We start from the raw sequence: 16078 nt of genomic DNA on the forward strand, positions 1-16078 counted from the left end.
GGGCCATGCTGAACGCCGTCATCACGTGGTCGCTCCGCCACCGTTTCCTCGTGATCCTGGCCTCGATCGGCCTCTCCCTGGCGGGCATCCTCGCCTTTCGCCGCCTGCCGATCGACGCCTTCCCGGACACGACGCCTGTGCAGGTGCAGATCAACACCGTCGCGCCTGCTCTCTCCCCCGTCGAGATCGAGCGCCAGATCACGGCCCCCGTCGAGCAGGCGATCTCGGGATTGCCCAGGCTCGAGGAGGTCCGCTCGCTCTCCCGCTTCGGCCTCTCGCAGGTCACGGCGCGCTTCGAGGACGACACGGACATCTACCTGGCCCGCCAGGTCGTCATGGAGCGGCTCCAGACCGTGACGCTGCCGCCGGGGATCCACCGCCCGGAGCTCGGCCCCGTCGCCACCGGGCTCGGCGAGGTGTTCCACTACGTGGTCACGGGCAAGAGCAAGTCGCTGAGCGAGCTGCGGGCGGTCCACGACTGGGTCATCGCGCCGCAGCTCCGCTCGGTGCGCGGCGTGGCCGAGGTGAACGCGTGGGGCGGCGATGAGCGGCAGATCCAGGTGCTCGTCGACCCGGCGGAGCTCACCGCGCGGGGGCTCTCGCTCCACGACCTCTCCGAGGCCCTGGAGCGCAACAACGCCAACGTGGGCGGGGGCAACCTGGACCAGGCCGGCGAGTCCAGCCTGATCCAGGGCATCGGCATCGCCACGCGCGTGAGCGACATCGAGGACATCGTGGTCGCCGCCAAGGGAGGGGTGCCCATCCGGGTGCGCGACGTCGCCCGGGTGGTCGAGGGGCGCGAGATCCGGCGGGGCGCTGTCACCGCCGACGGCCAGGGCGAGGTCGTGCTCGGCCTCGGCTTCATGCTGATGGGCGAGAACAGCCACGACGTCACGACGCGGCTCAAGGCGCGCCTTTCGGAGGTCGAGAAGAGCCTGCCACCAGGGGTGGACGTCGCCGTCGTGTACGACCGCACCGAGCTCATCGACAGGGTGCTCGGCACCGTGGAGAAGAACCTGCTCGAGGGCGCGCTGCTGGTCGTGGCGGTGCTCTTCGCCTTCCTCGGCAACCTCCGCGCCGGGCTCATCGTGGCCTCGGCCATCCCCCTGTCGATGCTCTTCGCATTCGATCTGATGCTGCGCGCGGGCGTCGCGGGGAGCCTGATGAGCCTCGGCGCGATCGACTTCGGCCTCGTCGTCGACAGCTCGGTGATCATGGTCGAGAACTCGGTCCGGCGGCTCTCCGAGGACGCGAGCGACCGGAGCACGACGGACGTCGTGCGCGACGCCTCGATCGAGGTCCGCAAGCCGACGATGTTCGGCGAGCTCATCATCATGATCGTCTACCTGCCGATCCTCGCGCTCGAGGGGGCGGAGGGGAAGCTGTTCCGGCCGATGGCGCTCACCGTCATCTTCGCGCTCATCGGCTCGATGATCCTGTCGCTCACGCTCATGCCGGCGCTCGCGAGCCTGCTCCTGCCGCGCCGCATGAAGGAGCGCGAGAACGTGCTCGTGCGCCTCCTCAAGCGGGCCTACCGGCCCGCGTTGCAGCTCGCGCTGAGGTGGCGCTGGGCGGTGCTCGCCGGCGCCGCGCTGCTCCTCGGCAACGCGGCCTTCCTCGCGACGCGGCTCGGCGCCGAGTTCGTGCCGCGGCTCCGTGAGGGCACCCTCGTCGCCAACACCGTGCGGCTCTCGGGGGTCTCGGCGGGCGAGTCGATCCGCTACGGCACCCGGCTCGAGCGGGTCCTCCTCGACAGGTTTCCGGACGAGATCGAGCGCGTCTGGACGCGCACGGGCACCGCGGAGGTGGCGACGGACCCGATGGGGCTCGAGCTGTCCGACATGTTCATCACGCTCAAGCCGCGCGAGGCATGGAAGCGCGCCGCCACCCAGGACGAGCTCGTCCAGGCGATGGAGTCCGAGCTCGCGGGGATGCCGGGCATGCGCGTCATCTACACGCAGCCGATCGAGATGCGGGTCAACGAGATGGTCGCGGGGATCCGGGCCGATCTCGGGGTGAAGCTGTTCGGCGACGACTTCGACACGCTCAAGCAGAAGGCGCGCGAGATCGAGGCCGCCCTCAAGAAGATCCCCGGCGCCGCGGACGTCGTGACCGAGCAGGTGACAGGCCAGCCCGTGCTCGAGATCGAGGTCGACCGCGCCGCCATCGCCCGCCACGGCATCGCGGCCGCCGACGTCCTGGATGTCGTCGAGGCGCTCGGCGCGCGGGAGGTGGGGCAGCTCCAGGAGGGCGAGCGCCGCTTCCCCGTGGTGCTGCGCATCGACGATCGCTACCGGGAGGACCCCGCCTCCATCGGCCGCATCCTGGTCACCGCGGCGGGCGGGGAGCGCATCCCGCTCGCGCGGCTCGCGAAGATCCGCACGACCGAGGGGCCGGCCGCGATCAACCGCGAGTGGGCCAAGCGCCGGATCGTCGTGCAGGCGAACGTCCGGGGCCGCGACGTGGGCACCTTCGTCGAGGAGGCGAGGGCGAGGCTCGATCGGGAGGTCGCGCTCCCGCCCGGCTATTACGTCCGCTTCGGCGGGCAGTTCGAGCACCTCGAGCGGGCGCAGGCGCGCCTGCTCGTCGTCGTGCCCATCGCGCTCGGGCTGATCCTGCTCTTGCTCTACTTCACGTACGGGCGGCTCCTGGATGCGGTCCGCGTCTTCACGGGCGTCCCGTTCGCCGCGATCGGCGGCGTCGTCGCGCTCTGGCTTCGCGATCTGCCGTTCAGCATCTCCGCGGGCGTCGGGTTCGTGGCGCTGTCGGGCGTCGCGGTGCTCGGGGACATGGTGCTCGTCTCGACCATCCGGCAGCTCACCGCGGCCGGGACGCCGGTGCGCGACGCCATCGAGCTCGCGGCCGAGCGGCGCCTCCGCCCGGTCCTCATGACGGCGCTCGTCGCCTCCCTGGGCTTCGTGCCGATGGCGCTGAACACGGGCGTCGGCGCCGAGGTCCAGCGCCCGCTCGCGACCGTCGTGATCGGCGGCGTGATCTCCTCCACGCTGCTCACGCTGCTCGTCCTGCCGGCGCTCTACAGCGTGGTCGGCGGAGGGCTCCGCGCGGACGCCGCCGGCGAGGCGGGCGCCTCCGAGCCTCCGCGGCGCGCCGGCCCGGCCCTGTCGCCCGCCGCGGAGTAGGCGATGCGTGCGCGCTCCCGCCTCCGCGCGATCGCCGCCGCCGCGGGCGTCCTGATCCTCGTCCAGGCGCTCGCGGTGGGGCTCTACTGGGCCGTGGAGCGCCGCCGCGGCGCCGAGCGGCCAGGTCGCGCTTTCGCGGTCGAGCGGCTCCACGACGGCCAGCGTGTGCCCGACGCTGCTTTCGAGCGGCCGGACGGGAGCACGCTCCGCGCCGCCGCCTTGCGCGGCCGGCCTGTGCTGCTCCACTTCTGGGCCACCTGGTGCGGCCCCTGCCGCGCCGAGCTCCCGCGCTTGCTGGAGCTCGGCCAGCAGCTGGAGAAGGCCGGGAGGCTCCAGGTCGTGGCCGTGAGCGTCGACGAGAGCTGGGAAGTCGTGCGCGCCTTCTTCGGGGGCGAGGTCCCTCCCGGCGTCGTGCGGGCCGGATCCCCTGCGGTGCAGCAGCGGTTCGGGGTCTCGACGTTGCCCGACACCTTCCTGGTGGAGGCGGACGGCAGGATGTCCCTCCGCTTCACGGGCGCGAGGGACTGGCGAGCGCCCGAAGCGACGATGCTGCTGCTTGGACAGGAGCGGCCAGCGCCCTGATCGCGCTTCCCGCTACTCGGCGCCCCCGGCAGACACCGACGACCCATCGAGGGAGCCGCCTGCGCCATTGGTGCCGCCTGCGCCATTGGTGCCGCCTGCGCCATTCGCGCCGCCGGCGCCGCCTGCGCCATTGGTGCCGCCTGCGGCATCCGTGCCGCCGGTGCCATTGGTGCCGCCTGCGCCGCCTGCGGCATCCGTGCCGCCGGTGCCATTGGTGCCGCCTGCGCCGCCTGCGGCATCCGTGCCGCCGGTGCCATTGGTGCCGCCTGTGCCACCCGCGGCATCCGTGCCGCCTGCGCCGCCCGCGCCACTCGTGCTGCCTGCGCCGCCTGCGGCATCCGTGCCGCCCGCGCCATTCGTGCCGCCTGCACCACCCGCGGCATCGGCGCCGCCCGTTGCATCGGCGCCCCCGGTGCCATCCGCGCCGCCCGTTCCACCGGCGCCGCCACCACCACCCGCACCGCCTGTGCCCGCGTCCTCCAGGGGGTAATTCTCGTCGAGGCACAAACGGCCTTCGGGCGTCACGGTGCAGATCTCTCCCTCCGCGCAGTTCCTCTGGCCCCTCGGGCACTTCGTCACGTCGAAGAGGCAGAATCCGTTGGTCTCCACGCCGAGGAACACACACGAGGCGTGCGGCAGCAGGCAGTCGCTGTGGCTGTTGCACGCGGGCGCGCACATTCCGAGGTCACCCACCCCGGGCTCGGCTACCAGCGGATACATGCAGACGCCGTTCTCCAGCCCTCCGCAGTCCTCGTTGGCGACGTCCCCGCCGAGCCCACACACCCCGGCGCACACGCCGACGTCAGCGCCGATGTCGATGCACCACGCCGCGCAGGGATCCCTGCCGTTGGCTCCGAGCGTGCACGCGGCGCCTGCCGGCAGCCCTTGCGTGGCCTTGTCGACGCAGATGTTCATGCGGGGATCGCAGACCCGGCCGCCGCACTGGCTGTCCGATCCGCAGTTCGGCATGCACACGGACACATCCTCGATGACCTCGCAGCGCAGCTCCTCGCGGCCGCGGCACTTCGTCGGATCGAGCTCGTCGACGATGGTCTCGAGCGGGGGCTCGCCCGAGGTGCAGCCGAGGAGGCAGAGGCCGTCGAAGCACGCGCTGCCTTCGCCCTCACAATCGCTGTCTCCTTTACACTCGTTCGTGCAATACCCGCCCGCCGGGCCTCCGCCGAGGAACTCGTCGCCCGACTCCGTGAAGCAGAGGCCGCGCGGGCCGCAATCCGCGTCCCTCTCGCATCGGGCGCCGAGCCCCCGCCCTTCGCCGGAGCCGCCGTCGCCAGAGCCGCCGTCGCCGGAGCCGCCGTCGCCGCCCCCGGCGCCGCTCTGGGCGCTGGAGCCGCCGTCGTTGCCGTCGGACCCGCCGTCGCCGGAGCCGCCGTCGCCGGAGCCGCCATGGCCCGCCGCGCCCGCGCCGTTGCTGCCGGCGCCCGCGCCGTCGCTCGTCGATGTGCCTCCCGGGCCGTCTTCGGAATCGTCAGAGCAGCCGAGAAATCCCGTCGAAAAGGCGACCGTGGTGAGCAAAGCCGCCGCAATTCTTCGCACTCTCATCGCTGTCACCCGAACCAGGAGGCCGCGCCCCCATCGGGCGCGCCATCGACTGATTCACAGACGGTACCGGAATCGGCGCCTCTCCAACATCGGCAAACCGCCTTGTGCCGGCGTTCGCTGCCCCCCGCCGGCCCACCCGGGCGCGGCCCCGCTCAGGGCCGCACGAGCAGCCCAAGAAACCCGGCGAACGTCGGTCTCCCCGCGGTGCCGAGCCGCTCGCCGCCGAGCGTCACGACGGCGCGGGGCTCGGCGAAGATCGCGTGTGCATCCACCAGGAGGGTCGCGCGGTCGGTCAGGCGCAGCCCGGCGCCCCCGCCCAGGGCCGCGGCGACCGACCAGACATCGCCCGTCGCGCTCCGCAGCGGCGGCAGGGGATCACCGCTGACGAACAGGTGAATTCCGCCCACACCGGCCGAGAGCACAGGCGAGATCGCGCCGCCCGTGTCCAGCGCCCATACCGCCTCCAGAAAGGCCATCTCCTGACGGACGGACACCGTGCCGAGCTCACCCTCGAGCGCGGCCCCGAGCGTCGGCCCGGCGAACGTCAGCCGCGCCGCGAGCCCCGCGGGCAGCGCGCCGCCGCGGCCGTGCGCGCCGACCCCGTACGACAGCCGCAGCGCGGGCCCCAGCGCAGGCCCGACGCCGTCCGCGCTCAGGAGCGCCACGAAGCCGGCCTCCACGCCCACGCCCGCGAGCATCCCGGCCCGCTCCGGCGAAGGGGGAATCCCGGCCCGCCGCCGGACGGGCGCCATCCACCGCCGCACGTCCTCGGGAACGGCGGCGCCGCCGTCCTGCGCGGCGCGCCCCTGCGGCTCCTGCAAGCTCGCCTCCAGCAGGCTCGCCTGCAGGAGCTCGACCGCGCGCACGGCCATCACCGACGGCGCCGCCGCGCCGGCCGCCTCCACGGCGCGCACCACCGTCTTCTGCGTCACCCGATCGACGATCCAGAGGTCGGCGGTCGCGCCCGTCCGCGAGCGGACGATCGTCGCGGCCGCGAACGCGTCCGCCTCCTTCGCGGCGCGCTCCAGCCCTGCGCGCAGATCGCCCTCGGGCGCTCGCATGACGCGCACCACCTCGAACCCCGCCGCGCCGAGCTCGGCCCGCAGCCGCGTCGCCGCCTCGAGCACGAGCGGGTCGTCCACGCCGGCGTCGACGATCACCACCCGCGACGCGGCCGCCTCCGCCTTCGGTGAGGGCGCGCCGGGCGGCGCCGCCTCGGCCCGCGCCGCGGCGGGCGCCGACGCGAGGAGGAGCCAGAGCAGGAGAGTGGGGGAGCGCACGCGCCAGGGCTCTATCAGATCGCAGGCGGCGGTGGAGGCGCATCGCAGCGAACGGGGAGGGGAGGGGGCACGGGGCCCAGCGGCGTACCCGAGGAGCCGAGCCACGGGATCCCGCAGCGTCCGTCCGGACGGGCCGCGACCGGGAGGACCTCCACGATGCGGCGCGCTCTCGCGGAGGAGCGTCGATGGGCATAAGCTCGACTGGGCCCCAACCTGCCGTCGAGGCGCCGCCGCAGGGATCAGGGGCGACCGCGCCGATCGAGGGGAAACGCCATGGCAGATGGGGAGCTCGAGGATCTGCAGCAGCTGCCGTCGCGCCGACACGGCGGCTCGGATTCGAAGCGCGACGGCGGTCCGCTGGTGCTCGTGAGCCCGACGACCGGGGGGCGGCAGGGGCAGTCAGGCCAACAGGAGGCCTCGTCGGAGGCCGGGCAGCCTCCTTCCAGGCCAGAGCGGGCGCGGCGGCCGCCCTGCGGGCGAGGGGACGTACGGCAGGCGCCGCCCGCCGAGGAGATCGAGCTCGTCAACAAGACGGCTCGCCGGATCTGCATCCGGCGCGATGGCAGCGATCTCGTCGTGGCGCCTTTCGACGTGGTGCGCACGACGGAGACGGCGGCGCAGGGGCTGGATCTGAGCGTCTGGCTCGAGCGTGGTTATGTGGAGAAGCGCGCCCCGGTCCAGGCCGAAGAGCCGAGCCTCGACGCCGCCGCCATCGCGGGGGTGCTGGTCCTCGGGGGGCTCACGTCGCTGTTCATGGTCACCCTGGACGGCTGGGCCCGCCTGGCCTTCGGCACGGTCGGCATCGGGATGATCGCGTTCACGGTGTTCCCGTCGCTGGAGCGCTGGGCCCGGCATCGCCATCGCAGCACCGCGTTGATGCTGCGCGACCAGTTCTGGCGCGCGATCGGCATGCTGGCGGTGTGCCTTGTGGGGTTCGGCATCCCCGCCGCCACGGTCCTCCTGCAGGCCGAGAAGCGCCTTCACGAGATCTTCACGTTATCGATGCGCAGCATGGCGCTGCTGCTCCTCTTTGCGCTGTTCATCGGCGCCGCGGCGACGTTGCCCGCGCTCCTGTTCTTTCTGTTCGCGGAGCAGCGCCGGAACGTGGTGAAGGAGCAGTTTCACCGCGACGTGCTGCGGCTCGACCCCGCGCTCCGCACGATCGACGAGGCGGAGCGGGCCTATTCTCCGCTGATGAAGGACGCGCTGGACACCCGGCGCGGTCCGCTGTTCTTCGTCCCGATCATCCTCAGCACGTTCCTCCTCTCGGTCGGCTGGGTGATCTCGGCGCTGCCGACGGTGGCGTCCGTGGCGGAGACGCTGGGCGACAAGCCGGTCGAGCTTCACTCCCTGTTCATCCCCAACCGGACCGCCTTCACGTTCGCGTTCCTCGGGACGTATTTCTTCGCGCTCAACATGGTATTCCGCCGCTATGTGCGGGCGGATCTCGGGCCCAAGGCGTACAGCCACATCTCCGTGCGCATCATCATCGCCACGATCCTGGCCTGGGTCATGAGCAAGACGTTCGAGGGCGCCTCGCCCTCGGGCGGCGCGGCGCCCATCGACAACGCGCCCTGGCACCTGCTCCTGCTCGCCTTCTTCATTGGCATCGTCCCGGACACCGGGCTCGCCGTGCTCCATGACCTGCTCAAGACGCGCATGGTCACCTTCTTCGTCCCGACCCTGAAGGACCGCGACCCGCTGACCCACCTCGAGGGCATCACGCTCTACGACAAGGCGCGCCTGCTCGAGGAGGGCATCGAGAACATCGAGAACCTCGCGCACCACAACCTGATCGAGCTGATCCTGCGCACGCGCATCCCGGCCCCGCGCCTGGTCGACCTCGTGGATCAGGCCATCCTGTATCTCCACGCGCGAGACGAGGCCGAGCCGGCCCGGAACGCGCCGTCGAGCATCCTTTCGAGGCTGAAGGCGCATGGGATCCGCACCGCGACCGATCTCGAGCTCTGCATGGCGGCGCAGGAGACGCGCGACGCCGTGATACGGCTGTCCTCCGAGTCGCGCATCCTGCTCCTGCTCAGCGCGCTGCGGGACGACGAGTGGATGCCGCAGCTCCGGAGCTGGCGCGAGTTCCGCAAGACCTACGAATTCGCCTACACCGTCGAGCAGCTCACGCCGCCCTCGCCCGAGACGACGCCCCGGGCGGCGTGACCGCGCGAGGCGTGGCGCAACCTTCCGGCTGAACGGGGCTGGCCGCGGTCCGTCATCGTGGGCCCGCGACCGCCCGCCACCATGGGGTCGGCGCCGCGACGCGCTCGGGCTCGAACGCGGCGCCGATCCCGGGGGTCACGACGCGCGCGCCGCGCTCGGTGGCCAGGGAGAGCAGCGTCTCGGCCGGCTCGTCCCAGTCGTGGAGGGCCAGGTTGAAGGTGCCCCAGTGGACGGGCAGGAGCGTGCCGCCGCCGAGCATCTCGAACGCGGTCAGCGCGTTCTCGGGGCCGAGGTGGATCGTCCCCCACGCGGGGTGATACGCGCCGACCTCGAGCATCACCAGGTCGAAGGGGCCGTGTCGCTTGCCGATGTCCTCGAACCCGGGGAACAGCCCGGTGTCGCCGGAGAAGAAGACCTTGCGCCGCTCCGCCTCGATGACCCAGGAAGCCCAGAGCGTCGCGTTGCGGCTCGTCGGCCCGCGGCCCGAGAAGTGCTGTGAGGGCGTCGCGGTGAAGCGGACGCCGCCGATCTCCGCGCGCTCGTGCCAGTCGAGCTCGGTGATCCGCGCCGGGTCGACGCCGAGCGCCTCGAGGAGCGCGCCCACGCCGAGGGGCGTGACGATGGGGACGCGCGTGCGGGCCAGCGCCTCGATCGTCGGCGCGCAGAGGTGATCGAAGTGGTCGTGCGAGAGCAGGACCGCGTCGAGCGGCGGCAGCTCGTCGAGCGCGGCCGGGACCGGATGGAAGCGCAGCGGGCCGGCGAAGGAGACCGGCGAGGCGCGCTCGCCGAACACCGGATCGGTGAGGACCCGGCGGCCATCGAGCTCGAGGAGGACGGTGCTGTGGCCGAGCCAGGTGACCCGCAGGCCGGTGTCGCTCTGCCGGGCCCAGGTCTCGTGGGGCCGCACGACGGGCAGCGGCGCGGGCGGCTCCCGCCGGCCGCGGCGGAAGAAGAACTCGCCGAGCACGGGCAGCGTCGAGCCCTTGATCATGGTGGGCCCGGCGCCCGACGGGTTCTCGAACTTGCCGTCCTTGAACTGGGCTGAAGCGCGCGCCCGCTCGAGCCGCAGCCCTTTGCGACGCCGTGAATCGTTCATGAGGGGACGACCTCCTGCCAGGCGCGGTGTCTGGCGAGACGGAACACGACCTCGAAGGCGACCATTCCGCGGCCTGGTCGCCGGAGGAGGCGTGGGCTCCTCCGGGTGGAGCGCGCGCTCGGCCAGGGTGGCTCGCTCACGCACCGGACGAGCTTTGGGATCGGCGCGCCGACCGTCAAGGCCTGAACTTGACAAATTGTTCTCAACTTGTCAATGTTGACCATCGCCTGACGCTTTCTCCGCGCCCTGACCCCTTGGCGATCCGCCCCGTGCCCCTCCGGGTACCGCCTCGGGGGAGCGGCCTGCCTGGATTTGTGCAGGAATCAACGCACGGCGAATCCCTGGTCATCCGATGATCCAGGGGGGCCACGGCAACTCTCGTTCAGGCGAGACTCGACCGGTTCAGTGACACGGGCGAAGAGGGCGCGAGAAGCCAAATGTCTCGGTCAATGTGGGACATCGCGGCACAGGTCATTGGCCATCAACTGTCGTGGTCGTGGCTTCGTAAATAGTCGTTTATAAATGCCGACAAATTGAACGAGATGGACGGGCGCGCGGCGAAGTGACGAGGATCGGGGGCGGGCTACCGGCGCGGAGATGCGCAAATTTGTGCGTGTTTGCACGGATTTATCAACGATCGCGCGAGCGAACATGTGACATGTGAAAGACCATGTGAACGCTCACGTGAAAGACCATGTGAACGATCAGGCAAACGTTCACACAAACGACCGTGCAAATGACGCGAAATGACGCGGCGGGACGCATGATGGGCTTGACTCGCAACACGATACGGGACAAGAGTAATCCTCTTAGCGGTGCCTGACCGCCTGTTGAACGAGTCCTCCAGCTCCGCACCTCGTGATCGAGATCCCCTGGGGGGCGATGACCGATGACCGCCGCGGCCGTCCCTCCGGAGCCTCCATCGCGCATTGCGTGTCGAGAGCCCCTGACCAGCGCAAGGGCAGCGTCGAGCTGTAGATAGACCGTACTTCTTACTTGACAGAGGAGAACAACATGAGATTCGCATCAAGGAGCGCCTTGCTTGCCTCCGCGACGAGCCTTCTCGCCGTCTCATGCATCGCTGGTCTGGATGACACCGGCAGCGAGCAAGGCGACGCGCTCGAGGAGAGCCTCACGATCGACCCGAACGCGACCTACACGCTCGTCGGCGTGCAGAGCAACAAGTGCGTCGAGATACGCGGGGGCAGCACGGCGAGCTCGGCGGCTGCGCAGATCGCCACGTGCAACGGCTCCACGCGACAGCAGTTCCGGGCGGAGTCCGCGGGGAGCGGATACTTCCGGCTGCGGAACGTGAACAGCGGCCTCTGCCTCGGGATCAACGGTGGATCGACGGCGAACGGTGCCACCGTCGTCCAATCCAGCTGCGGCAACGCCACGAGCCAGCAATTTTCGTTCGTGGACGTCGGCAACAACGCCCAGCGGATCATGGCCCGAAACAGCAACAAGGCGCTCGACGTCATCGGGCGGTCGACGGCGGAAGGCGCCGGCCTCCAGCAGTACAGCTGGGCGAACGGCGACAACCAGAAGTTCACGTTCAAGGTCGTGGGAGGCAGCTCGAGCAGCGCGAGCAGCAGCTCAAGCAGCAGCTCAAGCGCGAGCAGCAGCTCAAGCAGCGCGAGCACCGGCGGCGGTGGTTCGGGCGGGGCCGGCGGCGCTGGTGGCGCTGGTGGCGCTGGTGGCGCTGGCGGCTCGACCAGCGCCAGCAGCTCGACCAGCTCCAGCAGCGCGAGCACCGGCGTCGGTGGTTCGGGCGGTGCTGGCGGCTCGGGCGGTGCTGGCGGCTCGGGCGGTGCTGGCGGCTCGGGCGGCAGCGACGCGGACACGGGGGTCAACCCGGCGTCGGGCTGCACGCTGGGCTACAGCCAGATCCCGGACGGGAAGGGCGGCAAGAACGTCGAGGCCGTCTGCCTTCCGAAGGAGATGAACTTCAACATGGCCGCGTCGCTGGAGGCCTTCAAGACGACGGTCTACCCGCTCTTGACCGCCAACTGCTCTGGCTGCCACAGCTCGACGGGCAAGGCCCAGGCGCCCATGCACGCCGACGTCGATCCGGCGCTGGCCCACGAGTACGCGCTCACGCGCGTCAACTTCAAGAAGCCGGCGGACTCCAAGCTCGTGGTCCGGATGGGCATCGACCGGCACAACTGCTTCGGAACGAGCTGCAGAGACGCGAACACGCAGATGCTCAACGCCGTCACGGCGTGGGCGAACGCCGTCGCGCCGACCCTGCCGGCCACCCCGCGCCCCGTCCCGGCCGGCGAGAAGGTCACCGAGGACCAGGTGAAGGCGTGGATCGCGACGGACAAGGCCACCGTCGCCGCGGCGGACGCGGAGTTCATCAAGTACGCCTCGCTGCACGAGCTCCACAACGCGGGCGTCAGCGCAGAGGAGCTCAACGTGGCCCGCGTGGGGCTGTCGAAGGCCCTGAACTCGACCGCGCGCTGGGCCCCCGCGATCGTCAACCCGGTGGACATCAACGGCAAGGGCATGGTCTACCGCTTCGATACCCGCAACTACTGGGGGTACAACAAGGGGGTCACGAAGCTCCACTTCGGAGGATCGGACGACGACGTCTTCTTCGGAAGGACCTCGGTCAACTACCTGGGTGAGCCCGTCGGCTCCGACGTCACGTTCAGGGAGCGGTACAGATACACCTCGACGGTCCAGGTGGATCCGAGCTTCGCCCGGCTCGTCTGGGGGCGCGTCCTCGCCGGCAACGTAGAGGGCGCCACGGACAGCCAGGTGCTGCCGCCCAACGTCAACGGCTTCAAGACCGATTATATCGAGGCGAGCCAGCTCGTCTACACGCTGACACGCCCGGACGTCTACAACGCCATCATGGCGATCCCCTGGTACGCGCAGGATCTCGAGGCCGAGCTCGGCGTCATCAAGGACGCGGGGATCAAGTCGTACGAGTACATGCTCACGAAGCAGGCCATCACCGTCGATTCCCGCATGTACTACAGGGCCAGGACGAAGAGCGGCGGGTACTACTGGAAGACGTGGGACGTCTTCTCCGGGCAGCTCGACGGCGTGACCACCATCGAGCAGGCGTACGAGACGGGCCAGATCCGGTTCCCCTTCTGGGCGCACCCGATCCCCAAGTTCATCAGCGGGGCCGGCGGCTCGGCGAGCAACTACAGCTTCATCGCGACGCTGGCGCAGCCGAACGGCACGGAGCCGCCGGGGTGCGACGGGGCGCCGAGCTACGCGGGCGGCAGCTACATCAACTGCCGCTATTACACGGGGACCGACGGGCTCCAGCAGTCGGCGGAGGAGGTGATCTGGGATCTGCCGAACGGCCTGCAGGGGTACTCCCTCTGGGGCGGCATCAACCAGCGCCGCGTCGACGCGTTCGTCAACATCGTGCGCGATCCGCGCCTCCAGAAGAACGCCTCGGACGCGCAGATCAACAGCACGCTGGGCTTCGCCACCCAGGACCGCCGCCTGAACACCGGCAGCTCCTGCATCGGTTGCCATGCCGACGGCATGAACCGAGGCAACAACGACCTGCGCGACTGGCTGGACGCCGGCGGCTCGCGCCTCCCGAAGGGCGAGCACGGGGTCGACGGGTGGATCAACGACGCGGCGACGGTGGCCCAGGTCAAGGAGCTGTATCCCCCGTCGACCGTGATGCGGCCGCGCATGGAGGACGATCGCAAGGTCTTCCTGACGGCGATGGCGAAGATGAAGCGGGGCATGATCCTCGGCGCGGACAAGAACGTGTACGTGGAGCCGACGATCTGGACCATCGAGTGGGCGCAGAACTTCTACAAGTACCCGCTGAGCCGGTCGAATTGACACCTCCTCGCCAGCGCTCGCTCCTGGTCTCCGAATCCTGGCGTCTTGTGGCGTCTTGACGGAACCATCGTTCCGGCAGGGGGGTAAGCGCCCATAGGCGTTAGCCAAGCTCGTTCAGCGACGCTCAGGGCACGAAGCCCGCCCCCCCCGCCACCCACCATCGTCAGCAACGTTCACGTCCACGTAAACGTTCGGATGTAGGAGAACGTGGCGAAGCTTGGTTAACGCCTATGGGGGGAAGCCCACCACCCGAACGCTCTCCCGCCGGATCAAACGATGGATGCCAGAACGGCGTGAGTCCCCCGCCGGGCCTCACGGCGTGAGGAGATCGCGCGCCACGGGCTCGTGCGCGCCGCGCGGGTGGCGCTTCAGGTAGAGCTCCGCGATGGGGCGCGCCGCCGCCCGGCCCGCCGTGCGCTCGACCGCCACCATCTTGCGGCCGAGCGCCTCGGCCGCGAACGGGCCGCCCGGCGACTCGGCGAGGTACGTGTCGTACCAGGCGACGGCCGCCTCGGGCGAGCCGCCGTCGTGGATCAGGCGGCCGAGCAGGAAGGCCGCCGCCTTGCCCTGGCTCGTCCCCGGGAACCGCTTGCGCGTCGCCGAGAGCGCGCGCTGCGCCACGTCGCCGCGCCGCGCGTACCGCGCCGCATCCCCGAGAGCGACAAGGTCGTCCAGCGAGCCCCGCTCGAGCACCCCCCCGAGTCCGCGCTGCTCCGCCTCGGCCAGGACCGCCCGGAAATCCCCCGCCGCCACGCGCTGGGCCCAGCTCGGCGCCGCCGCCGCGCCGGCCGGCGCCGCCGGCCCCGCACCGTCCGTCGGAGAGCTCGCGGGCGCCCCCTCTGCCCGCGAGCCCTCCGGCCGTACGGCCCCAGCGTCGCCGCCCCCGGCGCCGCCAGGCCCGATGGTCTTCTCCTCCCGGGGCTGCGCCGCCGTGCCCGCGGGCGGCAGCGCCTTCGGCGCCGGGTCCGCCGCGCTCGCTGCGTCGCCGCTCGAGATCTGCACGTCGCCCTCGCGCATCCGCGCCACGAGCCGCTGCCCGGCGCGGAGCGGCAGCCCGTCGGGCGCGAGCGGCCCGCGCACGGTCACGCTCCCCTCGTGCAGATCGACGCGCAGCGTGCCGTCGCCGCGGCTCCAGGACACGTCGAACGCCGTGCCGGTGACCAGCACCGCGAACGGCCCCGCCTCGACGGACCAGCGCGCCTTCGGCCGCCGCGTGACGCGCAGCGACGCGCGGCCGTCCTCGAGCAGCATGCGTGCCCCGGCCGCGTCGACGTCGACCACGCGCATCGCGCTGCCCGGCGAGAGCGCGACGGAGGTGCCGTCCGTGAAGCGGAGCCGCGCCTCTCCGCCGGCCGTCGCGGCGATGTACCGGCCCGCGGTGGAAGGCGCGCCCTCGACGGCGTAGTCGAGCGGCCGCGCCGGCCAGAGCGCGACGAGCGCGAGCGCGAACGCCGCCGCGCCGGCGAGCGCGAAGCTCCACCGCGGCCGCCCCGAGAGCGCGCTCCACAGCGGCGAGGCGCGCAGCCACGCGCCCGCGCGGCCCAGGGCTCCCGCGCGGCCCGCGCCGCGGCTCACCGCCTCCACGAAGCGGGCGCGCTCGGCGGCGTCGTGCGCCGCGTCGACGTCCGCGGGGACGCCGCTCCGCACGAGGTCCGCGAGCCGGCTCAGCTTCTCCGCTTCATTCATCGCGATCTCCTCCGTCGGCGGGGAGGGTCCCGGGCCGATCGAGATCTTGCGGGGCCTTGGTGAGGTAGGCCGAGAGCGCGGGATCGCGCTCCGCGGCGGTGAGGATCCGGTGGGACGCGCGCGCGAGGTGGCGCTTCGTCGTGGCCAGGGAGCAGCCGAGCGCGGCGGCGATCTCGGTGAGCTCGAGCCCCTCGATGTGCCGCAGCACGAAGAGCGTCCGGGACCTGTCGTCGACCTGGTCGAGGATGCGGTAGAGCCGCGTGAGCGCCGCGCGCCCCTGCGGATCCTGCTGCGCGCCCCCCATCTCCGGGAGCTCGCCCGAGGGCGACAGCTGGAGCCAGCGCCGCACGCGCCTGCGCCGCAGCTCGGCGCGCGCGACGCGCACCGCGATGCCGACGATGAAGCTCGAGAGCAGCGAAGGGTCCCTGAGGTCCTTCGCCACGCGGAAGAAGCGCAGGAATGTGTCCTGCACATGATCGTCGACCTCGTCGCCCGGCCCGAGGGTGCGCGTCAGGATCCGGCGCACGAGCGGCGCGAACCGCTGCCAGAGGATCGGCGCGGCGCCCGGGTGCCCCTGCGCGGCGGCGCGCGCGAGCGCCTCGTCGTCGGTCGCCGCCAGCGGTAGCGCCTGCACGCCTCGCCTTTGCGTGAAGGGCGCGACCGCTGTCAAGGGCGGGACGGTCGACCGGCGCGTCGGGAACACGCTCAGCAGTGTTCTCCAGTGGTCCACCGCGGCTCAA

General features: G+C 71.5%; 9 protein-coding genes. 4 read left to right on the plus strand and 5 right to left on the minus strand.

From position 1 onward, the window contains the following. Positions 1 to 5: 5 nt before the first annotated feature. Together WMF34_RS14275 and WMF34_RS14280 are read left to right on the plus strand one after the other, a co-directional pair. Positions 6 to 3140 carry an efflux RND transporter permease subunit gene (locus WMF34_RS14275; protein WP_437993618.1) on the plus strand — a complete coding sequence of 1045 codons (3135 nt, stop codon included), beginning with the start codon at positions 6 to 8 and terminating at the stop codon, positions 3138 to 3140. Positions 3141 to 3143: 3 nt separating this feature from the next. Beyond that, positions 3144 to 3722, plus strand: coding sequence for a TlpA family protein disulfide reductase (locus WMF34_RS14280; RefSeq protein WP_437993619.1), 579 nt, complete (start codon positions 3144 to 3146; stop codon positions 3720 to 3722). 12 nt (positions 3723 to 3734) lie between these two features. Here WMF34_RS14280 and WMF34_RS14285 read toward each other — a convergent pair whose 3' ends face one another. Next, complete coding sequence (locus WMF34_RS14285) at positions 3735 to 5255, minus strand: hypothetical protein (protein WP_437993620.1); 1521 nt, start codon at positions 5253 to 5255, stop codon at positions 3735 to 3737. 179 nt (positions 5256 to 5434) lie between these two features. Next, positions 5435 to 6562 carry a hypothetical protein gene (locus tag WMF34_RS14290; protein WP_437993621.1) on the minus strand — a complete coding sequence of 376 codons (1128 nt, stop codon included), beginning with the start codon at positions 6560 to 6562 and terminating at the stop codon, positions 5435 to 5437. Between the two features lie 273 nt (positions 6563 to 6835). Between WMF34_RS14290 and WMF34_RS14295 the strand changes: the two genes are divergently transcribed. Then, entirely contained in the window at positions 6836 to 8734 is a 1899-nt protein-coding gene (locus tag WMF34_RS14295) for a hypothetical protein (RefSeq protein ID WP_437993622.1), read from the plus strand. 52 nt (positions 8735 to 8786) lie between these two features. Here the strand turns inward: WMF34_RS14295 and WMF34_RS14300 are convergent, their stop codons facing one another. Then, a complete protein-coding gene (locus tag WMF34_RS14300; protein ID WP_012235374.1) occupies positions 8787 to 9830 on the minus strand; it encodes an MBL fold metallo-hydrolase in 1044 nt (347 codons plus the stop codon). 1014 nt (positions 9831 to 10844) lie between these two features. Between WMF34_RS14300 and WMF34_RS14305 the strand changes: the two genes are divergently transcribed. Then, on the plus strand, positions 10845 to 13652 hold the full coding sequence (locus tag WMF34_RS14305; RefSeq protein ID WP_437993623.1) for an RICIN domain-containing protein: 2808 nt from the start codon (positions 10845 to 10847) through the stop codon (positions 13650 to 13652). Positions 13653 to 13964: 312 nt separating this feature from the next. Here the strand turns inward: WMF34_RS14305 and WMF34_RS14310 are convergent, their stop codons facing one another. Both WMF34_RS14310 and WMF34_RS14315 read right to left on the minus strand, forming a co-directional pair. Continuing rightward, entirely contained in the window at positions 13965 to 15338 is a 1374-nt protein-coding gene (locus WMF34_RS14310) for a FecR domain-containing protein (RefSeq protein WP_437993624.1), read from the minus strand. Beyond that, positions 15331 to 15972 (minus strand): RNA polymerase sigma factor, encoded by a 642-nt coding sequence (locus tag WMF34_RS14315; protein WP_044968459.1) that lies wholly within the window; start codon positions 15970 to 15972, stop codon positions 15331 to 15333. Before WMF34_RS14315 ends, WMF34_RS14310 begins: the two co-directional genes overlap by 8 nt. Positions 15973 to 16078 lie beyond the last annotated feature (106 nt).

The sequence above is a fragment of the Sorangium sp. So ce145 genome (assembly GCF_051525985.1).
GTDB classification, from domain to species: Bacteria; Myxococcota_A; Polyangia; order Polyangiales; family Polyangiaceae; genus Sorangium; species Sorangium cellulosum_B.